This window comes from Paucibacter sp. B51 (assembly GCF_027863535.1).
Classification (GTDB): Bacteria; Pseudomonadota; Gammaproteobacteria; order Burkholderiales; family Burkholderiaceae_C; genus Paucibacter_A; species Paucibacter_A aquatilis.
The window spans coordinates 1,314,754-1,334,305 of sequence record NZ_JAPIVN010000001.1 but is presented as its reverse complement, the minus strand read 5'-3'; the positions used below and the strand labels follow the sequence as shown (position 1 = coordinate 1,334,305).

Here is a 19,552-nt window from a genome sequence, read left to right as displayed (position 1 = left end):
GCGGCATACGGGAGGCCCGCCTGGCATCGGCTTCAATCAAATCGCTGACAGCGCCAGCCAGCCCAGCACCGCCAACGGCGCCGTGTCGGCGCGCAGGATGCGCGGGCCCAGCTGAACGGCGACGAAACCCTGGGCGCGGGCCGCCTCTTCTTCAGAGGGGCTGAGGCCGCCCTCCGGGCCGCTGAGCACCAGGGTGTGGCTGGCCTCCGCCTGCGCGGCCGCCAGGGCTTGCAGGGGCTGGGCGGCCGTGGGGCTGAGCAGCCAGCGGCGCTGCGTGGCTGGCTGCGGGCCCAGCTGGGCCAACCATGAAGCCAGGGACTGCACCGCGCCGATCTCGGGGATGCAGGTGCGGCCGCATTGCTCGGCCGCGGCGATGGCCACACCGCGCCAATGCGCCTGCTTCTTCTCGGCGCGCTCGCCGCTGAGGCGCAGCACGGAGCGCTCGCTCATCAAGGGCTGGATGGCGCTGCCGCCGAGCTCGGTGGCCTTCTCGACCACGCCGTCCATGCGGTCATTGGCCGGCATGGCCAGGGCCAGGGTGATGTGCTGACGCAGCTCACGCTGCACCAGCTGGCGAGCCTGCACGTGCACGCGCACCTCGCTGCGGCCCATGGCCAGCACTTCCGCCTGCCACTCGGCGCCGCTGCCATCGAACAGGGTCAGCGGGCTGCCCGGCTGCAGGCGCAGCACCTGCACATGGCGGGCCGCGCTGGGCGGCAGGCTGAGCTCGCTGGGCTCACTGGACGAGGTGCCCAGGGGCTGGTCGACAAAAAAACGCGGCGGCATGGCAGGCAAAGACGGACAAGAAGTCGCCAGTGTGCCAGCCTTCAGGCCCGCCTTTTTTCATTCATTCATTCAGTCCAGGCGTCCGGCGGCCGCCAGTGCAAAGACGCGCGCGCAGCGCATCCACACCAGGGCCAGCACCAGCAGCTGACCCATCGCCAAGGCCAGCAGCTGGCTGCCCGCCCCCACCGGCGCCAGCTGCACCCGCAAGAGCCCGATCAGCGCCGCCGCCAGCAAGCCCAGGGCCGTGATCAGCAAATAGACGCCGATGCGGCGCGGCTGGCGCCAGAGGTCACGCGTGGCCAGGCGCCAGACCTTGAACACCGAGCGGCGCTGCGGCTCCAGGGCCAGGCGGGCGCGCGCCGCATCCAGGCTGGCATGCACCAACAGGAACAGCAGGCCGGTGAACAGCATCACCGCCTGGCTCCAGCGATCGGCCTCGGCCTCCAGCTGCATCAGCGTCGCTTTCTCGCCCACCCAGTGCATCAACCCGCCGCCCAGCGCTGCCACCGCGCCCAGCAGGCACAGCGCCCAGAGCCAGAGCCGCGTCATGCGGCCGTACTCGCGCAGGCCGCCCTGCAGCAAGGCCATGAAGCCCAGCGGCTGGGGCGAGCGAACCACGGCAATCAGGCAGCCGCTGAGCCAGGGCAACAGCAAGGCCAAGAGCAGCACGCTGCTGAGCAGGGCCGAGGCGCCAAAGCCGTTGGGGCCCAGGCCGGTCACGGCCTCGGCCAGCACCGGCAGCTCAAAGCCGTCCACCAGGCGCTTTGCAGCCAGCGATTGGTCCAGCTGAGCCGCCAGGGCACGCCAGAGCGGCACCAAGGCCAGCAACCAGGGCAAGGCCAGGGCCAGCAGCCAGAGCAGCAGCAAGCGCCATTGCGAGGCCAGGCGGGCACCGGTGCGCAGCTGGCCGCGCAGATCGGGAGCGGGGGTCAAGAGCGCCGGCATGTTCATAGCGTGGCCACCAGGGCGAGAAGGGTTTGCAACAAGCTGCCGGCATCGCTGGCGATGCGGCGGGCGGCCCGGCCGTCGCTCTTGAGAGCGCGGCTGTTGTCGAGCCGGTTCTGATCCAGGTAATGCAGGCGTTCGGGGTCCAGCTCGGCGGACACGGCCTTGACCGGCTTGACCCAGCTGAAGCGAGCCCAGGACTGCTGGTCGTCCCAGCGCACCGTCTCCACACTGCCATCGGCAAAACGCACGCGCAGGGTTTGCGGCACCGCCGCGCCGCGCCGGCGCAACACCACCGTGGTGCGGTAGGGGAAGGGTCCGGGCTCGGCCAGCACCTCGCCGGTCTGCGGGTCCTTCTTGGCCTCGGCTTTGGACGACAAGGCCGGGTGATCCTTCTTCCACTGCTTGCGCAGCTTCTCGACCAGGTCTTCCTGTGCGTCCTTGTCCAGCTCGCTGCGCCGGCCGTCGGGGCAGATATGCCGTCCCAGCAGGGGCAGCTCTTCCACGCTCTTGAAGCTCTCCACCCGGTCATCGACCGAGCGGCTGGCGTAGATGTGCTGCTCGAACAGGCGTTGCACCAGGGCCGGCTGGCCGCTGACCTCGGCCAGCACCTCGCGCAAATCAGCCGTGCTCGGGTGGCGGAACTTCCAGCGCTGGTAGTAGGTCTTGAAGGCCAGCTCCAGCTTCTCGCGGCCGATCTGCGCTTCCAGGTCGCGCAAGGCGGTAGCGGTGCGGGAGTACACCGTGCCATAGCTGCCGCTGGAATGGCGGTGCCAGCTGTTCTGGCCCAGGCCGTCCGGCGGGTCCTTGAGACCGGCGCCCAGGCGCTCGCCCTCGAACACATCGACCGTGGTGCCCACGCCCAGACGCTTGAGCGCAGCCGTGGTCATGGGCGCCCGCTGGCCGCGAGCCTGAATCATGCGCTGGTCCCAGAACTCGTTCAGGCCCTCGTCGAGAAAGGGCTCCTCGAACTCGTTGGAGGCCAGGATGCCGTAGAAGTAGCCATGGCCGAACTCGTGAATGGTGACGAACTCCTGGCCGAAATGGGCCAGGGTGCCTGGGGTCTGGTCGGCATAGCTGTCGGCGGTGAAAAAGGTCGGGTACTCCATGCCGCCTGCTTCCTTGGCATTGAAGGGCGGCACCACGGCCGTGACCGTGCGGTAGGGGTAAGGCCCCAAGGTCTTGGAGAACCAGGCCAGCGCATCCAGCGTGGCCTTGAGCACCACCGGCGCGTTGTGGGCGTACTCGGGCGGGTACAGCACCTGGACCTGCACCTTGGGGCTGCCCTCGCCTTCGTAGACCGCTTTCAGCGGCGGGGCAAAGCGCTTGTCGGCCGTCCAGGCGAAGTCGTGCACATCGCCTTGCACGTAATGATGGATGACACGGCCGCCTTGCTTCTTGGGCTCGCCCTGCAGCTCGCCGGTGGCGCCGACCGTGTAGCCCTCGGGCACGTCGATGCGCACCTCATAACGCCCGAAATCGGCGTAGAACTCGCTGTGCAGATGGAACTCATGCGCGTTCCAGCGCGGCGCTGTCGCGCCCCGCTCGCCGGGCAGCTCCAGCACGGCAATCTTGGGGAACCACTGACCCACCAGATGGAAGCTGCCGAAATAACCGGTGCGGGCCAGCACGCGCGGCAGCTGGTCGAAGAAATCGATGTCCAGCGTGGTGCTGCCACCGGGTGCCACCGCCTGCGGCAGGTCCAGGCGCACCACGGTGCGGTCGGTGGCCGGGCCGCCATCGGGCTGCACAAAGTACCAGGGCACGGCCACGCCGGCCTGCTGCACCTTCTTCAGCTCGATATAGCCCCAGTCGCCCTTCTTGATCGGCACATCGCTGCGGAAGGCAAAGCCCAGGCGGCGCTGCTCGCTCATGAAGGTGCTGCCCTCACCTTCAAAGGCATTGAGGTAGAGGTGCAGGTAGACGGAGCGCACCGGCACGGCGCTGCGGTTGCGCCAGCTCAGGCGCTGCTTGCCCTCGATGGTGTGGGCCTCGGGGTCGAGCCGGGCTTCGATCTGGTAGTCCACCACCCGGTCGGACAGCGTCGGCTCCTGGCCGCTGCGCGGGCCGCCCCAGGCCTGCGGGCTGCTGGGCTGGCGCACCGCGGCGGCGTCGGGCGCGGCCAGGGCGATGCCGTCCAGCGAGGGCGGTACGGCCGAGGCGGCGGCCGCCACGGCAGGACTGGACGCGGCCGAAGAAGCCCCGCTCGCCGACGCGGCGGCGCCGTCGCTGGCCCCGCCCTTCTGGCAGGCACTCAATGCCAGCAATGAAGCCAGGACCCCGGCCCACAAGGCAAGCGAAGCGCCGGATCGGCGCGAAAGACGTGCAAGCATGGCTGGCGCTCGGAAGTGGCGAACGCGCGATGGTAGGCGGGTGCTGGCGCGGCGCCAGCCCGTGGAATCACCGAGTCAGGCCGCCGGGCGGCGTGCCAGCCAGGGACAGCCCGGCCATCCAGACGGGCGAACATCGCCAGCCCGCTGCATGGCCGCTACAGGCCCAGAGACTGGCGGACCTTGAACGCCACCGCATCGCCCTGAGCCTGGCGCACTTCATCCACAAAGCGCAGGGCCAGCTGCTGCAGGGCCGGGAGGTCGCCACAGCGCTCCACATCCAGCACCCAGCGGTAGCCCTTGATCAGGCCCAGGTGCTCACGCGCGGCACCGGTGAGGTAGGCGTACAGGGCCTGGTAGTCCAGGCTCGGCAGCGCAGGGGCTTGCGGGGCGGCAGGCGCCAGCCCGGCTGCGGATCCGGCCCGGGCCGTGGGCGCAATCAAGCCCTGGTCGATCAGAAAGGCGATGTCCGCCGCCGTGATGCCCTGCACCAGGCCCAGCCATTGCTGGGCACTCTTGCTGTCATCGATGACCAGCAGGAGGTTGCGCAGGCTGCGCGACAGCGGCAGCGCCCGGTTCTTGATCTCGGCGCGGCCTTGTTCGGTCTTGGTGTAGGCCTGTTCCAGCATCACGGTTTTTCCTTCCTCAGGGGCCCGACTCTAGTGGAGAGTGGGCCTCGAGAGGCAGAAACCCCGCCCGCAACACGCTCAGGTTTTGTCGCGCAGTTCACGCCGCAGGATCTTGCCGACCGGAGTCTTGGGCAGTTCAGTGCGGAACTCGATGACCTTGGGGCGCTTGTAGCCGGTCAGGTGGGCCTCGCAGTAGGCGCGCACATCGGCTTCGCTGACTTCCTTGGCGGCGCCGGGCTTGCGCACGATGGCCACCTTGACCGCCTCGCCCGCTTTCGCATCGGCGATGCCGACGGCCGCGCATTCGAGCACGCCGTCCATCATCGTGATCACGTCTTCCACCTCGTTGGGGTAGACGTTGAAGCCGCTGACCAGAATCATGTCTTTCTTGCGATCGACGACGCGGAAGTAACCTTTTTCGTCCACGGTGCCGATGTCGCCGGTGCGGAAGAAGCCGTCGGCCGTCATGACCTGGGCGGTTTCGTCCGGGCGCTGCCAGTAGCCCGCCATGACCTGAGGGCCGCGGATGGCGATTTCGCCGGTGGCGCCGGGCGCGGCCGGGTTGCCGGCGTCATCGAGCAGACGCAGCTCGGTGCTGGGCAGGGGCAGGCCGATGGAGCCGGTGTACTGCGTGCTGTCGGTCGGGTTACAGCTGGCCACGGGCGAGGTCTCGCTCAGGCCATAGCCCTCGCAGATGGAACAACCGGTTTTCTCCAGCCAGAGCTTGGCCGTGGCCTGCTGCACCGCCATGCCGCCACCGACCGAGATGACCAGATGGCTCCAGTCCACGGTGTTGAAGTCCTTGTGGTTGGCCATAGCCATGAACAAGGTATTGACGGCCGGGAAGCAATGGAAACGGTGCTTGGCCAGTTCCTTGAACATGGCCGGCAAGTCACGCGGGTTGGGGATCAGCACATTGCAGCCGCCCATGTGCATGGCCAGCATCATATTGGTAGTGAAACCGAAGATGTGATACAGCGGCAGGGCGGCGATGCCCACCACCTGCTCGCCGGCCGGCACCTTCTTCAGCGCCGGCATGTACCAGGCCTCGGCCTGCATCACATTGGCGACCAGATTGCGGTGCAAGAGCACAGCGCCCTTGGACACGCCGGTGGTGCCGCCGGTGTACTGCAGCACGGCGATGTCGTTGGGGCCGACCTTGGGCGCCTTGTACGCCAGGCCGCGGCCGCGCGCCAGCGCCTCGCCAAACTCGACCGCGCCGGGCAGCTCAAAGGCCGGCACCATCTTCTTCACCCGGCGCACCACGTAGTTGACGATCAGGCTCTTGGGGAAGCCCAGCATCTCGCCCATGGACGCAAGAATCACATGCTGGGTCGGCACCTGCTTGATCACCTGCTGCAAGGTGGCCGCGAAGTTCTCGAGGATGACGATGGCCTTGGCGCCGGCATCCTTGAGCTGATGTTCCAGTTCACGCGGGGTGTAGAGCGGGTTGACGTTCACCACCACATAGCCGGCGCGCAGGATGGCGGCCACGGCCACCGGGTACTGCAGCACATTGGGCATCATCACGGCGACCCGGTCGCCTTTTTCCAGACCCAGGCTCTGCAGATAGGCGGCCAGGGCACGCGAGGCCTCGTCCACCTGAGCGAACTTCATGGTGCGGCCCATCATGGTGTAGGCCGCCAGCTGCGGGTACTTCTTGAAGGCCGAGTCCATCAGGTCCACCAGGGACGGATATTGCTCGGCATGGATCTCGGCAGGAACTCCCTCGGGGTAGCTCTTGAGCCAGGTCTTGTCCATCTTCTTTGTCTCCATTCGATGCCCCGGATTCTGACCGATGGAGACCCCTGGTCTCATCAGGGGATTCGATACGAGACTCTAGAGCGACGCGCGCGGGCCCCTTCGCTCAGGGTTGGCGAACGGAACCCTGCGTTTCTCAGACTGGAAATGACTCGCCATCGAAACCGTCGACACAAGTGACCCTCACACGGAAGGGTTGTCCATAAGCTCCAACGCCGAAAGGGGCGATGCCGCCGCCGGGCAGGTTCTCAAGCACGTAGCCGCCACTGGCGGTGAGCGGCGTGCTGCGATTCTGGGCGCTGACGATGTAGCTGACACCGGGCGCCTTGGCCGACGCGCGCGGCCGCTGGCGATCTTGCGCCAAGGCAACACCAGCCATCAGCAGCGCGCCACAGAGAAGCAGTGGTTTCGCAAAAGTCTTCTCACATCCTTCAATCGTTGTCTCTTGTCCAGCCACGCGAGCGCAGCAAGCGATACACCCCAAGAGCACCAAGCGAGATGCCGATGCCCATGACGGTATGGTTTAGGGATTGGTCGCGCAAGTTCTTGCTGAGGACCGCAAACTCAGGCCGCGCCGGATCGATCCAAGCCTGAACCGACGGCTGCGCTCGCAAGCCTTCGACCAGCGCCCGACATTCCGCCATGCTGCCCACTTCCGTGTTGGGCTGACGGTGAAAGCGCTGACTTTGATAACGCTGACCCTCATACAGGTACTCAAAACTCACAGCTGGCCGACCGTACTCGCTTGAGTGAGCAGCCCCTTGAGAGCTGCCGCGCTTCACTTCACAGTCGACCATCAGCAAGGTGGCCTGAACCGGCCGCAATTGCTCTTCCGGGGGCCCTTCGATCAAGCGGCGGTCCCATTCGAACACCGTCAGTCCCATAGAAAACAAGATCGCACCGCATTGAAAGGCCACGCTGCCCGGGCGATGTCTCTGGCGCGGTCCCCACAAGGGCTGCGAATTGCCGCTCATCGCATGCTGCCGAACTGCCTTGCAAACATACTGACCAAACTCGTTCTCATGTTTCTCCTCCCGATCCGTATCGGTGACTGAGCAGCTCGGCGCCTATCAGCTTCGGTCGACTTACTTGACCAGCCTCTGCACGCGCTTCGTCTCGTTGCACCAGCCCTGCATCACAGCCGATTCGACGGGCTTCATGGTGAGTTGATAGCCGTTTGGCGTCTTCGTCACCGCCACGGAATCGGTCAGTGCGACCTTGCCGTTCGCGGTCAGTGTGAACTCGAAAAAGTCAGATCGCGGTACTCGGCCTTGCGTTGCAGCTGCATCGCGCGGTCCTTGAACAACGTGACCCACTGCGCAAGGCGTTGGGCCTTGTTCCGGCCCATTCGCTTCTCATTCTCTTCGATCATGCGCACCGACTCCGGCAAACGCGGCCTCTTCGTCGCCTGCAGGCATGGCTCTGAGGTAGCGGATCACCGCCGCCTCGGGCGTAGGCGCGGCCGGCAGATCGGCCCGGCCCACGTCCACCGGCGGCTGGTACTGGTAGACATTGACCGGGTGCACCAGCTCCTCAATCACCGTGATCTGGCTCGGCGCGCTGGTGGGAAAGCCCTGCGCCATGCAGGCGGGCGCGAGGGTGAGCAGCAGGCTCAGAAGGGCGATGGGTTTCATGACGTACGCGTTCCTTGTGTAGTGGGCCAGGCCCGCCGTATGAATGTCCAGGCCACCACAACCAGGGCGGCCAGGGCGATGGCCCGCAAGGCGCCGGCGACGATCACGGAGTTCCAGCCCCGCTGGTCGCCAAACCAGGCGATGCCGGGCAGCCCATGCATCACCAGGGCTGGCTGGTCACGGCAGTTGGCGGCAATCCAGGCTCGACCGCGCTCAACATCCTCGGGCCACTCACGCTTGCGGGGCGAGTCATCAAGTGGGCCAAAGGTGCGGAGAACCTCGTGAATCTGGCCTTGCCATTCGTACTGCATGCGCAGGTAAGCGAAGCCGCGGCGCGAAGCGGCTCCCGCCTCCCAGTCGCCCTCCAGGCAGCGTGCCGGCACGGGGTGGAAGAGCTGGTCACGCAACAGCATAGTCAGGCTGACCGCTGCTGCGCAAAAGCAGAAGGCGGTCAGCAGGAACCGAACAAACAGCTTGCTCATGGTTCAGAACGGGACCTTGAACGTACCCGGCCCAGCGCACACCCGGGGCGCTATTCCACGGCCTTGACCATGTCCTCCACCACCTTCTTGGCGTCTCCGAAGACCATCATGGTCTTGTCCATATAGAAGAGCTCGTTGTCCAGGCCGGCGTAGCCGGCGGCCATCGAGCGCTTGTTGACGATGATGGTCTTGGCTTTGTAGGCCTCGAGGATGGGCATGCCGTAGATGGGGCTGCCTTTGGTCAGCGCGGCCGGGTTCACCACATCGTTGGCACCCAGCACGATGGCGACATCGACCTGGCCGAACTCGCCGTTGATGTCTTCCATCTCGAAGACCTGGTCGTAGGGCACTTCGGCCTCGGCCAGCAGCACATTCATATGGCCGGGCATGCGGCCGGCCACCGGGTGGATGGCGTACTTGACCGTGATGCCTTTGTGCGTGAGCTTCTCGGCCAGTTCCTTGACCGCATGCTGGGCGCGCGCCACCGCCAGGCCATAGCCGGGCACGATCACCACCGTCTCGGCATTGCCGAGGATGAAGGCGGCATCGTCGGCGCTGCCGCTCTTGACCGTGCGCTGCACGGCGGCCCCGGCCGCTGCGCTGGACGTATCCCCACCAAAGCCGCCCAGGATCACATTGAAGAAGCTGCGGTTCATGGCCTTGCACATGATGTAGCTCAGGATGGCCCCCGAGCTGCCCACCAGCGAGCCGGCGATGATCAGCATGCTGTTGTTCAGGCTGAAACCGATGCCGGCTGCCGCCCAACCCGAATAGCTGTTCAGCATGGACACCACCACCGGCATGTCGGCACCGCCGATCGGGATGATGAGCAGCACGCCCAGCGCAAAGCCCAGGGCCAGGATCAGGCCGAAGTCCAGCCAGCTCTGCGAATGCCAGAAGCCGAAGCAGAAGAACAGCGCCGCCAGGCCCAAGGCCAGGTTGAGCTTGTGCTGACCCGGGAAGGACACCGGCGCGCCCTGGAAGAGGCGGAACTTGTACTTGCCCGAGAGCTTGCCGAAGGCAATGACCGAGCCGCTGAAGGTCACCGCGCCGATGAAGGCGCCCAGCGCCAGCTCGATGCGGTTGCCGCCCGGGATCGGCTCGCCCTTGGCCGTGATGGCAAAGGCCCAGGGCTCCAGCACCGCAGTGGCGGCGATGAAGACCGCGGCCAGGCCGATCATGCTGTGCATGAAGGCGACCAGTTCGGGCATCTTGGTCATCTCGACCTTCTGCGCCATGTAGGCGCCGATGCCGCCGCCGACCACCAGACCGGCCAGCACATAGGCCAGGCCCAGGCTCTGGCCGCCGGCCAGCTTGAGGATCAGGGCCACCGTGGTCAGCGCAGCAATCGCCATGCCGACCATGCCGAAGAGATTGCCGCGGATCGAGGTGGTCGGGTGCGAAAGCCCCTTGAGCGCCTGAATGAAGCAGACGCTGGCGATCAGGTAGAGCAGGGTGACGAGGTTCAGACTCATGACCGGCCCTCCGCGGCCTTGGCGTTTTTGTCGGCGGGCTTGGGCGCCTTCTTCTTGAACATCTCCAGCATCCGGCGTGTGACCAGGAAGCCGCCGAAGACATTGACCGCCGCCAGGGCCACAGCCAGGGTGCCCATGAGCTTGCCGGCGTCCGTCTCGGTCAGGGCCGCCGCCAGCATGGCGCCGACGATGACGATGGCCGAGATCGCGTTGGTGACCGCCATCAACGGCGTGTGCAGAGCCGGCGTGACCGTCCAGACCACGTGGTAGCCCACGTAGATGGCCAGCACGAAGATGATCAGATTGGTGAGGGTGGGACTGACGAGTTCCATGGCAATCTCGGGTTAGCTGCGCTTGACCTCGCCGCCCTGGCTGACCAGGCAGGCGGCGACGATGTCGTCATCGAGGGGCACGCTGAGCGTGCCGTCCTTGGCGAGGACGAGCTTGAGGAAGTCCAGCACATTGCGGGCGTAGAGGGCCGAGGCATCGGCCGCCACCAGGGCCGGCAGATTGGTCTCGCCGACCAGGGTGACGCCATGCTTGACGACCGTGCGTCCGGCTTCGGTCAGCGGGCAGTTGCCGCCGATGCCATCGGCGCCACGGCCGGCGGCCAGGTCGACGATGACCGAGCCCGGCTTCATGCTGCGCACCATGTCCTCGCTGATCAGCTGCGGCGCGGCGCGGCCCGGGATCAGGGCGGTGCTGATCACCACATCGGCCTGCGCCACGCGCTTGGCCACCTCGGCGCGCTGGCGGTCCAGCCAGCTCGGCGGCATGGGCCGGGCATAACCGCCCACGCCCTCGGCCGCTTCACGCTCTTCCTGGGTTTCGTAGGGCACGTCGATGAACTTGGCGCCGAGCGACTCGACCTGTTCCTTGACGGCAGGCCGCACATCTGAGGCCTCGATCACCGCGCCCAGTCGCTTGGCCGTGGCAATCGCCTGCAGGCCGGCCACGCCGACGCCGAGGATGACCACGCGCGCCGCCTTGACCGTGCCAGCCGCCGTCATCAGCATGGGGAAGAAGCGCTGATAGCGCTCGGCCGCCATCATCACCGCCTTGTAGCCGGCGATATTGGCCTGGCTGGAGAGCACGTCCATGCTCTGGGCGCGCGAGGTGCGCGGTGCGGCTTCCAGCGCAAAGCTGGTCAGGCCGGCCGCGGCCAGGGCCTGCAGGCCGGCGCGGTCGAAGGGGTCCAGCATGCCAACCAAGGTGGCGCCCGATTTCATCAAAGCCAGCTCCTCGGCCTCGGGCCGGCGCACCTTGAGCACCAGGTCGGCGCCCAGCGCGGCGGCCTGCTCGACGATGTCGGCGCCGGCCGCGAGGTAGGCCTCATCGGTGATGCTGGCGGCCAGGCCAGCCTCGCGCTCGACCAGCACGCTGTGGCCTTGCGCCTTCAGCTTCTTGACCGTCTCCGGGGTGGCAGCCACCCGCGTCTCTCCGGCCGCGCGCTCGCGCGGAACACCTATCTGCATGAGTCCCTCCTCGGGTCAAACAAACCATATGACTGTTCAGCTTGCGTCGAGCTTACACAATCGAGGTGACACTCCACCCCCGTAGACACCCCTGGAAGCGCGGAGCAAACGACAGATGACAAATCACGAACGCTGGAAGCCTTCGGTCACGGTCGCAGCCGTGGTTGAGCGCGATGGCCGCTACCTGCTGGTCGAGGAAGAGACGCCCGAGGGCCTGATGCTGAACAACCCGGCCGGCCATCTCGACCCGGGCGAGACGCCGCTGCAGGCGGTGGTGCGCGAGGCGCTGGAGGAAACGGCGCGAGCCTTCACACCCGAGTCCTTCCTGGGCTGCTACCTGGCCCGCTTCCAGCGGCCAGCGCGGCAGGAGGATGTCACCTATCTGCGCCTGGCCTTCAGCGGCAGCGTCGGGGAAGAGATCGCGGGCCACGCCCTCGACCAAGGCATCGTGCGCACGCTCTGGCTCAGCCTGGACGAGCTGCGCGCGACTGCCGCTCGCCACCGCAGCCCCCTGGTGCTGCGCTGCTGCGAGGACCATGCCGCGGGCCGGCGCCTGCCGCTGGAAGCGGTGTACAACGATGCCTCACTGTTTGCACCCTTGCAGAAACTCTGAGCTGGACCCTTCCGCCATGCACTTCAAACCCCACGGCGACACCCGCATCAGCCGCGACGACCGCTTGCTTGTTTTTGCGCCGCAAGCCACGGCCAATGTCGAGGAGATCAACCGGGTGATGCGCGAACTGGCCGGGCATGTGGCCCCACTCCAGGGCCGATCCTGGACCGCCCTGGTGCAACTGGCTCGCGACGACGCCTTGATGACGCCGGAGGCCGAGCTGGCCTTGCAGGCCGCTGCGCCGGGCCTGCTGCAAAGCGGCCTGTGCGCTCTGGCCCTGAGTGGGCCAGACCCGAGCTCGCTGTGGATCGTGGAGGCGCAATTTCGCCGTGTGTTCGCCTCCACCGGCTTGCCGCTGTCCTTGCACAAACAGGACGCTGAGGCGCGCGCCTGGCTGCACCAGCAACTGAACCTCGCCTGAGAGACCTTCGGCTCCGAGCAAGGCGGTGTACCAGCTCAGGCCGGCGGCTGCAGCCGCAAGCCCGCGTACATGGCATCCAGCATGGCGAACTTGCGCTTGACCTCGGTACGCTTGCGCGAAGGCACCTCTTCCAGAGCCGGCTGAGGCACCTCGTCGCAGCGCAGCTCGAAACTGCCGCACTCACTGGGTCGCGCACCGATCTCGCCCCACAAGGCGTCGTAGTTGGAGCTGATCTTGCGGCGGCGCCAGGGGTTGAGCGCCACACGATCGCGGTTGCTGATCAAGATCAGGCGCTCGCAGCCGAGCGAGGCGCCGATCTGCCGCACCGCCTGCACCAGCACCACGCCGGGGCGGCAGCCGTAGAAGTCCTTGGTGGCGCGGCGCACCAGCTCACGCGAGCCCTCGCAGCGCCCGCCCTGCAGGCGGCCGATGGCCACGCAAGGCTTGCCCTGGCGGCGCATGAAGACAAAGGAGGCGCTGAACACCATCTCGCCGTCCAGCATCAGACGCAGGCAGAGATCCCCTTCGCGATGGCCTTCGTGAACGGCCGAGAGCTCGACCTGGAAGGTCGCGCCCGACTTGCCACTCAGCTCACAGAGCACCAGGTTCTCGCGTGCCGCCCGGGCCAGAACCGGCTCCAGGCCCTGCTCGAGCATGAAACCGTAGTGATCCATCAGCAGCTCCACCCGGCGTGCGCAACCGAGGCGACGCGAAAAATACGGGCGGTAGATCTTGCTCAGCAGCTTGGGGTGCTCGCGCACTGCCCCCATCAGCACCGGGTGGGCGCTGACAAAGTTCAGCCAGCGTTGCGTTTGGGTCGGGTGCAGCAGAGCGCCCAGATAGATCTTGAAGCGATCTTTGGCGCTGATGCGTTCGCAGTGAGGGGTGATTCGAAAGGGATGCAGCTTCATGGCCGGCGCTCGCGGGGCGCAGAACGCCGCCGATTCAAGGAAAAACAGGGAAACCACAGATCGGCGCGGATTGTAAAGTTCTGTTAACAACGATTTGCCCCGCATTTGCGGGTGTCAAGCACCGCCCCAAGCCGGTGCGAAAGCCGGCACCAGGGCGGGGTGCGCGGACCTTGCGGGACAATCGCGGCCATGAACTCCAAGCAACGCATCGTCGTCGGCCTGTCCGGCGGCGTCGATTCCGCCGTCACCGCCTACCTGCTGAAAAAAGCCGGCCACGAAGTCGTGGGCATCTTCATGAAGAACTGGGAGGACGATGACGACAGCGAGTACTGTTCCTCCAACATCGACTTCGTCGACGCGGCCGCGGTGGCCGATGTGATCGGCATCGAGATCGAGCATGTCAACTTCGCCGCCGACTACAAGGATCGCGTCTTCGCCGCCTTCCTGCGCGAGTACCAGGCCGGCCGCACGCCCAACCCCGATGTGCTGTGCAATGCCGAGATCAAGTTCAAGGCCTTTCTCGACCACGCCATGCGCCTGGGCGCCGAGAAAATCGCCACCGGCCATTACGCTCGCGTGCGCCAACGCGACGGCCGGACGGAATTGCTCAAGGGCGTGGACAACAGCAAGGACCAGAGCTACTTCCTGCACCGCCTGAACCAGGCCCAGCTGGCCAAGACCCTGTTCCCAGTCGGCGAACTGCACAAGACCGAGGTGCGCCGCATCGCCGAGGAGATCGGCCTGCCGAACGCCAAGAAGAAGGACTCGACCGGCATCTGCTTCATCGGCGAGCGGCCCTTCCGTGAGTTCCTGAACCGCTACCTGGCGCACCAGCCCGGCCCGATCAAGGACGAGCGCGGCCGCAAGCTGGGCGAGCATGTCGGCCTGTCCTTCTACACCCTGGGCCAGCGCCAGGGCCTGGGCATCGGCGGCGTGAAGGAGAAAGGGACGCCGCGCGGCGGTGGCGAACATGAGCCCTGGTTCGTGGCGCGCAAGGACATGGAAAAAAACACCTTGATCGTCGTGCAAGGCCACCAGCACCCGCTGCTGCTGAGCCAGGCCCTGGTCGCCGACGACCTGTCCTGGACCGATGCCCAGCCCGCTTTTGGCGGTTTCGGCGCCAAGACCCGCTATCGGCAGGCTGATGCCGCCTGCGCCTTCCACCCCGATACGCCGGCCGCAGGCCACTGCCGCGTGGACTTTGCCCAGCCGCAATGGGCCGTCACCCCGGGCCAGAGCCTGGTGCTCTACGACGGGGAGGTCTGCCTGGGCGGCGGCGTGATTGCCGAGGCCATCGCCGCGCCAGCCGCAGGCTGAGCCGCCCCTCCCGCCCCCTGCTTCGGTGCCCCGGGGCGGCTGCATGACCAAACACACATGCCAGAAGCGACCCCGCTGTGGCACCCTGCCGACTCGCTGAACAAAGTGCCCCCTTGCAGAATCCGCTGAACACCTCTCCGCTGCGCTTGCTGGACCAGCAACTGGACCGCATCCTGGCCCGCGTGGCGCAACCCAATGTGGTGCTGCGGGTGGCCGCCCTGTCGATCTGCCTGCTGGAGCTGGCTGCGGCCATCGCCGGCCTGCTGGGCTACCGCACCGACGCCTACGATGGCGCCGTGCCGGCCCTCTACCTGCGTTGGGGCGGCAGCAGCAACGACCCCATCCTCCTGATCGGCTGCTTCAGCCTGGTGCTGCTGTTCGCCTGGGGTTATTGGCGATTGGCCCGTGAAGGCCGCGCCGACCAGCCGCCCCCAAACACCCTGCTGCGCCTGGTGCTGATCGATCTGCTGGCCATCGCCGTGACGCCGGGCCTGCCCTTTTTGGTCACGGCCCTGGCCGCTGTCTTGCTGCGCGCGCGCACCGCCTTCCTCTTCGCTCTGGCCCAGATCGGCATCAACCTGGCCATGAACTGGCTGCTGCCCCTGGCCGAGGTGGTGACGCCGGGCAGCAGCGGCGTGCCCAACTGGCTGGACAATATGGGCTTGCTGATGGCCATGGTGGCCCTGCATGGCATGGCCTTCGGGCTGGGCCGCATGGCCGCCGCCGAATCCGAGAAACGCCGCTGGCTGCAAGCCATGCTGGCCGAGCGCCTGAGTGCCGAGCAGTTGCAGGCCGAGCAGCTGCGCTACAACGAGCGCACCCTGATGGCACGCGAGCTGCACGATGTGGTCGGCCACCACCTGACCGCGCTGAACCTGCAGCTGCAGCTGAGCAGCGCCCTGCTGCAGCGCGCCGATGGCGAAGGCGCAGCCCTGGCCGTGGACAAGGCGAGGCAGAGTGCGGCCAATCTGCTGGCCGATGTGCGCCAGGCCGTCAGCCAGCAGCGCAGCTCGCAGCGCATCGACCTCAGCACCGCCTTGCAGGCTCTGGTCGACGGCATTGCCAGCACACACATCGAACTGACCATCGCCCCCACCGCTCGCGACCTGAGCCCGCGCGTGGCCCATGCCCTGCTGCGCTGCGTGCAGGAGGCGGTGACCAACAGTGTTCGTCACGCCCGCGCCTCGCGGGTGAGCATCGAAGTGGCCATTGAGTCCCACGAAACGAGTCTTGGCACGGACGTCTTGCCACAAGGGGAAGTCCGCGTCAGCATTGACGACAACGGCCTGGGTGCCACCCACCTCAAGCCGGGCAACGGTCTGCAAGGCATGGCCGAGCGCATGAGCGAGCTGGGCGGGCGCATGGAGGTGCAGCGCAGCCAGCCCGGTTTCCGAATTGAATTGCGGTGTCCAAGGACAGCATGAACAACCCCATCCCCCCTCTTCCTCAACTCAAGCCCAGCAGCGCCGCCCAAGCCGCGGCCAAGGGCAGCATTCGCCTCTTGCTGGTGGAAGACCAGCAGCTGGTGCGCGATGGCCTCAAAGGCCTGCTTGCCCTGCATGAGGACATCCAGATCGTCGGTGAAGCCAACGACGGCGCCGATGCCTTGGAACAGATCGCCCGCCTGGGCGGCGAGCCGCCGGACCTGATCCTCTCCGACATGCGCATGCCGCGCCTGGACGGCCTGGGCCTGATCCGCGCCCTGGCCGCGCGGGCGCTCAGCATCCCCGTGGTGTTGCTCACCACTTTTGACGACGCGGCCGTGTTCGACGAGGCCGTGCGCGCCGGCGCCCGCGGTTTTCTGCTCAAGGCCATCAGCACCGACACCCTGGTGCAGGCCCTGCGCGATGTGGCCGAAGGCGGCACCGCCCTGCGCCCCTCGCTGACCACCCGCATGGAGCGCCCGGCCAGCACGGCCGAACGCGCCTTCCTGGCCACCGAACAGCCCGACCCGCTCTCGCCCAAGGAGCTGCAGGTGCTGCGCTTGGTCGCCAGCGGCCGCAGCAACACCGAGATCGCCGCCCTGCTGGGCAATAGCGAGGGCGTGATCAAGAACCACTGCTCGGCCATCTTCTCCAAGATGGGCGTGCGCGACCGCACGCAGGCGGTGTTGCGGGCGATCGACCTGGGTTGGATCTGAAGCGCCGGGCCTGCCGCTAAGGCTCGACAGGCCGGCCGAGGTGGAGGACCCAGTAGCGGTCATACCGCCCCGGGCCGACCACACAGGCCAGGCCGGCGTCGATGAACTCGGCCTGCATCAGGTTTTCGCAGTGGCTGGCGCTCAGGGTCCAGGTGGCCAGCACCTCATCCAAGCTTTCCTGGCCGGCGGCCAGGTTTTCACCGGCGCGGCGCATCACATAACCGCTTTGATGAAAGCGCTGGCGCAGGCTGCTGCCCTTGAGCCCGCGATGGCTGATCTGGTCGCCGTGCGAGAGCTCGCTGGCAAAGGCCAGGGCCGAAGCCTCCAGCCGGGCATCCCAACGCAGGGCCGGCGCAGCCGGCAGGCGGTGGCTGCCGCAGGACTGAGGCAGGGCGCGGAAGGCATTGAGCCGCGCCAGCTCGGCGCGAAGCTCGGCCTCGCTGGGGCAGGATTTCGCCGCCCCCGCTTCGGCCGCCTGGGCCAAGGCCAAGCCCAGGCCTGCCATTGGCAGGGCCAAGCTCCATCGCCCCAGCAAGCGCCAGGCGCTGCGTGCGCGGGAAAAGAAAAAATGCGGGCGTTTCATGGGCGAGCGCATCCTACCCAATCCCAGGGCCGCCTCGAAGGACTAAGCTGGAAGCTCCTCAGCTCGGAGCCCGCGATGAAACACCCTCGGTCGTTCGCCCCCCTCACCCCTAGCTGGCCGCGCGCCCGGCCGCTGGCCCTGCTGATCGCCCTGCCCCTGGCGCTGCTGGCCGGCGCCTGCAGCAGCGCGCCCGCCAGCAACACGCCTGAAAGCCAGCGCCTGCTGAAATCGCTGGAGGCCGAGATCGGCGAGGCGCGCTGCAGCAGCGATGCCCAATGCCACAGCCTGGCCGTGGGCGCCAAGGCCTGCGGCGGGCCCGAGGGCTACCTCGCCTGGTCCAGCCAGCACAGCGGCGACGGCAAGAAGCTCCAGGCCCTGGCCGATCAACAGGCCGCGGCGCGCCGGGCCGAACAAAGTCAGAGCGGCATGATGTCCAACTGCGCCCTCGAAGCTGACCCGGGCGCGCGCTGCCAGGCCGGGCGCTGCACCCTGCGCCCGCGCGCGGCGGCCGGAGCAAGCGCCCGGTAAACGCACCCGGCCGGCCCGCAGGCAGTCAGCGCAAAGGCAGGCCGTTGCGATCCACCGGGGGCTCGCTGGCCGCCGGATCCGGACTGGACGCTGCCGCCCCTTGTGGGCGCCCCACAAAGAGCCAATCGCTGGCCTTGTCCAGAGGCATGCCGTCGGGCCGACTCTCCTTCAACAAGGCGCGCTCCGAACGGCTGTGCACCGCATGGAAGCGCTCGGGCTGGCTGGGCTCGGGCACCAGCACCCAATCGGGCTTGCCGGTGAAGGGGTCCGCATAGGCGCGACGCAGATGATGGAGAGGTTTGACGCCGCGCCGGTCGACCAGCAGATCCTCGATCGTGCGCGGGTACTGCGGCGAGTTGCCGCCCGTGACCTTGAGGTAGCTCTGGATGGCGCGCGCAATCTCCTCGCCGCGGAACTGAAGCTCGCGCTCGCGTTCGCGCTGTGCCGCCGTGCTCCAGGCCTGACCCAAAGCGGCCAGGGCCGCCGCTGTCAGAGCAACAAAGAACAGCAGCCCCAGGTAGGTGAAGCCGCACGAAGCGCGCTGGCGAGCGAGGCGACGCATCAGCAAGATCCTTCCCAGCCAGCCACCCGGTTCACCAATCCGCAAACAGCCGGCCATCGCTGGCTCGGCCGGCGGCACCGCTGCGCACATCGTAGAGTTGGCCATTGGCCTGCATATCGCCGGGCGGCGGCAGGGTGACCCAGGCATCGCGGCTGCCGGTTAGCGGGTCTTCGGGGATCTCGCGGATGTAGCGGGCCGTGGCCAGCTCTTCCAGCGAATCGGGATAACGCCCTTTGTCGGCGGCAAACTGGTCGATGGCATCGCGCATCACATGGAGCGAGCTGCGCAGCGCCGTCTCGCGCGACTTCTGCAAGCTGTTGAAGTAACGCGGTGCTGCGATGGAAGCCAGCAGGGCGACGATGGCCATGACCACGATCAGCTCGATCAGGGTGAAGCCACGGGGGCGGCCTCGGGCGGAGGTGTGACGGGGGGCGTTCATCTCGGCGGCTCCTCACCAATCACGCAAGCGCGTGCCGTCGAGTGCGCGACGGTCGGAGCGGGAATAGACATCGAACACATCCTTGCCCGAGCGCGGTTCGTCGGGCGGGCTGTCGGCGGCGCGCAAGCCCCAGGTGTCGGCGGCAGGCAGGGCTGGGTCGGCAAAGGGATCACGCGGCAGACGGCGCAAAAAGTAGAGCTTGCGGCTGTCCGGGGTTTTGACATCCACCACGCCCTTGACCAAGGACTCCAGGTCAGGCGGATAGCCGCTGTCCTCAGGGCTGCTGCGGATCTGCCCGCCTTCGACTGCCTTCTTGTAGGCATCGAGCGCGCCGCGCAGCTGGCGCAGGCCGGAACGCAACTCATGCTCGCGTGCGCGCTGCACCGACATCTCCAGCAGAGGCCGCGCCGCCGTGGCCAGCACGGCCAGCATGGCCAGCACCACCAGCATCTCGATCAGCGTGAAGCCGCGAGCGTTTGGGCATGTGCGCAAAGTGTTCACCGCAGGGACTCGAGTCAACG

The 19,552-nt window shown here is 67.2% G+C and carries 24 protein-coding genes; 6 read left to right on the top strand and 18 right to left on the bottom strand.

All coding sequences use genetic code 11. From position 1 onward, the window contains the following. Window positions 1-36: 36 nt before the first annotated feature. The 13 genes from OOB33_RS05680 to OOB33_RS05620 form a co-directional block, all read right to left on the bottom strand. A complete protein-coding gene (locus tag OOB33_RS05680) occupies window positions 37-786 on the bottom strand; it encodes a 16S rRNA (uracil(1498)-N(3))-methyltransferase (RefSeq protein ID WP_271007985.1) in 750 nt (249 codons plus the stop codon). Between the two features lie 69 nt (window positions 787-855). Further along, window positions 856-1,737 (bottom strand): hypothetical protein, encoded by an 882-nt coding sequence (locus OOB33_RS05675; RefSeq protein WP_271007984.1) that lies wholly within the window; start codon window positions 1,735-1,737, stop codon window positions 856-858. Further along, complete coding sequence (locus OOB33_RS05670) at window positions 1,734-4,064, bottom strand: M1 family metallopeptidase (protein WP_271007983.1); 2,331 nt, start codon at window positions 4,062-4,064, stop codon at window positions 1,734-1,736. The genes OOB33_RS05675 and OOB33_RS05670 overlap by 4 nt, the downstream gene beginning before the upstream one ends. A 155-nt stretch (window positions 4,065-4,219) precedes the next feature. Further along, the gene (locus OOB33_RS05665) at window positions 4,220-4,693 is read right to left on the bottom strand and encodes a hypothetical protein (RefSeq protein WP_394341030.1); all 474 of its coding nucleotides are present in this window, start codon (window positions 4,691-4,693) and stop codon (window positions 4,220-4,222) included. Between the two features lie 75 nt (window positions 4,694-4,768). Then, complete coding sequence (locus tag OOB33_RS05660) at window positions 4,769-6,451, bottom strand: long-chain-fatty-acid--CoA ligase (protein WP_271007982.1); 1,683 nt, start codon at window positions 6,449-6,451, stop codon at window positions 4,769-4,771. A 136-nt stretch (window positions 6,452-6,587) separates the two neighbouring features. After that, window positions 6,588-6,830: a hypothetical protein gene (locus OOB33_RS05655; RefSeq protein ID WP_271007981.1), complete on the bottom strand. Its 243-nt coding sequence runs from the start codon at window positions 6,828-6,830 to the stop codon at window positions 6,588-6,590. Window positions 6,831-6,882: 52 nt separating this feature from the next. After that, entirely contained in the window at window positions 6,883-7,323 is a 441-nt protein-coding gene (locus OOB33_RS05650; RefSeq protein WP_271007980.1) for a DUF3592 domain-containing protein, read from the bottom strand. 359 nt (window positions 7,324-7,682) lie between these two features. Next, a complete protein-coding gene (locus OOB33_RS05645) occupies window positions 7,683-7,823 on the bottom strand; it encodes a hypothetical protein (RefSeq protein ID WP_271007979.1) in 141 nt (46 codons plus the stop codon). Next, on the bottom strand, window positions 7,807-8,085 hold the full coding sequence (locus OOB33_RS05640; protein ID WP_271007978.1) for a hypothetical protein: 279 nt from the start codon (window positions 8,083-8,085) through the stop codon (window positions 7,807-7,809). Before OOB33_RS05640 ends, OOB33_RS05645 begins: the two co-directional genes overlap by 17 nt. Further along, entirely contained in the window at window positions 8,082-8,567 is a 486-nt protein-coding gene (locus OOB33_RS05635; protein ID WP_271007977.1) for a hypothetical protein, read from the bottom strand. Before OOB33_RS05635 ends, OOB33_RS05640 begins: the two co-directional genes overlap by 4 nt. A 50-nt stretch (window positions 8,568-8,617) precedes the next feature. Next, window positions 8,618-10,042, bottom strand: a complete 1,425-nt coding sequence (locus tag OOB33_RS05630) for an NAD(P)(+) transhydrogenase (Re/Si-specific) subunit beta (protein ID WP_271007976.1) — start codon at window positions 10,040-10,042, stop codon at window positions 8,618-8,620. Further along, window positions 10,039-10,374, bottom strand: a complete 336-nt coding sequence (locus tag OOB33_RS05625; RefSeq protein ID WP_271007975.1) for an NAD(P) transhydrogenase subunit alpha — start codon at window positions 10,372-10,374, stop codon at window positions 10,039-10,041. The genes OOB33_RS05630 and OOB33_RS05625 overlap by 4 nt, the downstream gene beginning before the upstream one ends. 12 nt (window positions 10,375-10,386) lie before the next feature. Next, window positions 10,387-11,517, bottom strand: coding sequence for a Re/Si-specific NAD(P)(+) transhydrogenase subunit alpha (locus OOB33_RS05620; RefSeq protein WP_271007974.1), 1,131 nt, complete (start codon window positions 11,515-11,517; stop codon window positions 10,387-10,389). Between the two features lie 115 nt (window positions 11,518-11,632). On the opposite strand from OOB33_RS05620, the gene OOB33_RS05615 reads away from it, so the two are divergent. Together OOB33_RS05615 and OOB33_RS05610 are read left to right on the top strand one after the other, a co-directional pair. Continuing rightward, window positions 11,633-12,130, top strand: a complete 498-nt coding sequence (locus tag OOB33_RS05615) for an NUDIX hydrolase (protein WP_102768546.1) — start codon at window positions 11,633-11,635, stop codon at window positions 12,128-12,130. 16 nt (window positions 12,131-12,146) lie between these two features. Then, on the top strand, window positions 12,147-12,551 hold the full coding sequence (locus tag OOB33_RS05610; protein ID WP_102768547.1) for a hypothetical protein: 405 nt from the start codon (window positions 12,147-12,149) through the stop codon (window positions 12,549-12,551). 35 nt (window positions 12,552-12,586) lie between these two features. Here OOB33_RS05610 and OOB33_RS05605 read toward each other — a convergent pair whose 3' ends face one another. Then, window positions 12,587-13,462, bottom strand: coding sequence for a DUF535 family protein (locus tag OOB33_RS05605; RefSeq protein ID WP_171827248.1), 876 nt, complete (start codon window positions 13,460-13,462; stop codon window positions 12,587-12,589). Between the two features lie 189 nt (window positions 13,463-13,651). Here OOB33_RS05605 and mnmA point away from each other — a divergent pair, with 189 nt between their 5' ends. From mnmA to OOB33_RS05590, 3 genes are all read left to right on the top strand, one after another. Beyond that, entirely contained in the window at window positions 13,652-14,779 is a 1,128-nt protein-coding gene (gene mnmA, locus OOB33_RS05600; protein ID WP_271007973.1) for a tRNA 2-thiouridine(34) synthase MnmA, read from the top strand. 113 nt (window positions 14,780-14,892) lie between these two features. Next, window positions 14,893-16,203 (top strand): sensor histidine kinase, encoded by a 1,311-nt coding sequence (locus OOB33_RS05595; protein ID WP_102768550.1) that lies wholly within the window; start codon window positions 14,893-14,895, stop codon window positions 16,201-16,203. Beyond that, window positions 16,200-16,919, top strand: a complete 720-nt coding sequence (locus OOB33_RS05590) for a response regulator (protein WP_102768551.1) — start codon at window positions 16,200-16,202, stop codon at window positions 16,917-16,919. The genes OOB33_RS05595 and OOB33_RS05590 overlap by 4 nt, the downstream gene beginning before the upstream one ends. 16 nt (window positions 16,920-16,935) lie before the next feature. On the opposite strand, the gene OOB33_RS05585 is transcribed toward OOB33_RS05590, so the two are convergent. Beyond that, window positions 16,936-17,502, bottom strand: a complete 567-nt coding sequence (locus OOB33_RS05585; protein ID WP_271007972.1) for a CAP domain-containing protein — start codon at window positions 17,500-17,502, stop codon at window positions 16,936-16,938. Window positions 17,503-17,577: 75 nt separating this feature from the next. Between OOB33_RS05585 and OOB33_RS05580 the strand changes: the two genes are divergently transcribed. Continuing rightward, entirely contained in the window at window positions 17,578-18,030 is a 453-nt protein-coding gene (locus OOB33_RS05580; protein ID WP_223696687.1) for a hypothetical protein, read from the top strand. 25 nt (window positions 18,031-18,055) lie between these two features. On the opposite strand, the gene OOB33_RS05575 is transcribed toward OOB33_RS05580, so the two are convergent. Genes OOB33_RS05575 through OOB33_RS05565 form a run of 3 tightly spaced genes read right to left on the bottom strand, consistent with a single transcriptional unit; the run spans window position 18,056 to window position 19,532 of the window. After that, entirely contained in the window at window positions 18,056-18,592 is a 537-nt protein-coding gene (locus tag OOB33_RS05575; protein WP_271007971.1) for a type II secretion system protein, read from the bottom strand. 31 nt (window positions 18,593-18,623) lie between these two features. Continuing rightward, complete coding sequence (locus OOB33_RS05570) at window positions 18,624-19,031, bottom strand: type II secretion system protein (RefSeq protein ID WP_102768553.1); 408 nt, start codon at window positions 19,029-19,031, stop codon at window positions 18,624-18,626. A gap of 12 nt (window positions 19,032-19,043) precedes the next feature. Beyond that, entirely contained in the window at window positions 19,044-19,532 is a 489-nt protein-coding gene (locus OOB33_RS05565) for a type II secretion system protein (protein WP_271007970.1), read from the bottom strand. Window positions 19,533-19,552: the final 20 nt, after the last annotated feature.

What these genes read in the sequence shown, in the direction of transcription:
- OOB33_RS05655 (WP_271007981.1), bottom strand. Translation starts at nt 6,830, where the DNA reads ATGGCTGGTGTTGCCTTGGCGCAAGATCGCCAGCGGCCGCGCGCGTCG.
- mnmA (WP_271007973.1), top strand. Translation starts at nt 13,652, where the DNA reads ATGAACTCCAAGCAACGCATCGTCGTCGGCCTGTCCGGCGGCGTCGAT.
- OOB33_RS05625 (WP_271007975.1), bottom strand. Translation starts at nt 10,374, where the DNA reads ATGGAACTCGTCAGTCCCACCCTCACCAATCTGATCATCTTCGTGCTG.
- OOB33_RS05620 (WP_271007974.1), bottom strand. Translation starts at nt 11,517, where the DNA reads ATGCAGATAGGTGTTCCGCGCGAGCGCGCGGCCGGAGAGACGCGGGTG.
- OOB33_RS05590 (WP_102768551.1), top strand. Translation starts at nt 16,200, where the DNA reads ATGAACAACCCCATCCCCCCTCTTCCTCAACTCAAGCCCAGCAGCGCC.
- OOB33_RS05660 (WP_271007982.1), bottom strand. Translation starts at nt 6,451, where the DNA reads ATGGACAAGACCTGGCTCAAGAGCTACCCCGAGGGAGTTCCTGCCGAG.
- OOB33_RS05580 (WP_223696687.1), top strand. Translation starts at nt 17,578, where the DNA reads ATGAAACACCCTCGGTCGTTCGCCCCCCTCACCCCTAGCTGGCCGCGC.
- OOB33_RS05670 (WP_271007983.1), bottom strand. Translation starts at nt 4,064, where the DNA reads ATGCTTGCACGTCTTTCGCGCCGATCCGGCGCTTCGCTTGCCTTGTGG.
- OOB33_RS05675 (WP_271007984.1), bottom strand. Translation starts at nt 1,737, where the DNA reads ATGAACATGCCGGCGCTCTTGACCCCCGCTCCCGATCTGCGCGGCCAG.
- OOB33_RS05570 (WP_102768553.1), bottom strand. Translation starts at nt 19,031, where the DNA reads ATGAACGCCCCCCGTCACACCTCCGCCCGAGGCCGCCCCCGTGGCTTC.
- OOB33_RS05645 (WP_271007979.1), bottom strand. Translation starts at nt 7,823, where the DNA reads ATGATCGAAGAGAATGAGAAGCGAATGGGCCGGAACAAGGCCCAACGC.
- OOB33_RS05630 (WP_271007976.1), bottom strand. Translation starts at nt 10,042, where the DNA reads ATGAGTCTGAACCTCGTCACCCTGCTCTACCTGATCGCCAGCGTCTGC.
- OOB33_RS05640 (WP_271007978.1), bottom strand. Translation starts at nt 8,085, where the DNA reads ATGAAACCCATCGCCCTTCTGAGCCTGCTGCTCACCCTCGCGCCCGCC.
- OOB33_RS05635 (WP_271007977.1), bottom strand. Translation starts at nt 8,567, where the DNA reads ATGAGCAAGCTGTTTGTTCGGTTCCTGCTGACCGCCTTCTGCTTTTGC.
- OOB33_RS05610 (WP_102768547.1), top strand. Translation starts at nt 12,147, where the DNA reads ATGCACTTCAAACCCCACGGCGACACCCGCATCAGCCGCGACGACCGC.
- OOB33_RS05585 (WP_271007972.1), bottom strand. Translation starts at nt 17,502, where the DNA reads ATGAAACGCCCGCATTTTTTCTTTTCCCGCGCACGCAGCGCCTGGCGC.
- OOB33_RS05605 (WP_171827248.1), bottom strand. Translation starts at nt 13,462, where the DNA reads ATGAAGCTGCATCCCTTTCGAATCACCCCTCACTGCGAACGCATCAGC.
- OOB33_RS05575 (WP_271007971.1), bottom strand. Translation starts at nt 18,592, where the DNA reads ATGCGTCGCCTCGCTCGCCAGCGCGCTTCGTGCGGCTTCACCTACCTG.
- OOB33_RS05680 (WP_271007985.1), bottom strand. Translation starts at nt 786, where the DNA reads ATGCCGCCGCGTTTTTTTGTCGACCAGCCCCTGGGCACCTCGTCCAGT.
- OOB33_RS05615 (WP_102768546.1), top strand. Translation starts at nt 11,633, where the DNA reads ATGACAAATCACGAACGCTGGAAGCCTTCGGTCACGGTCGCAGCCGTG.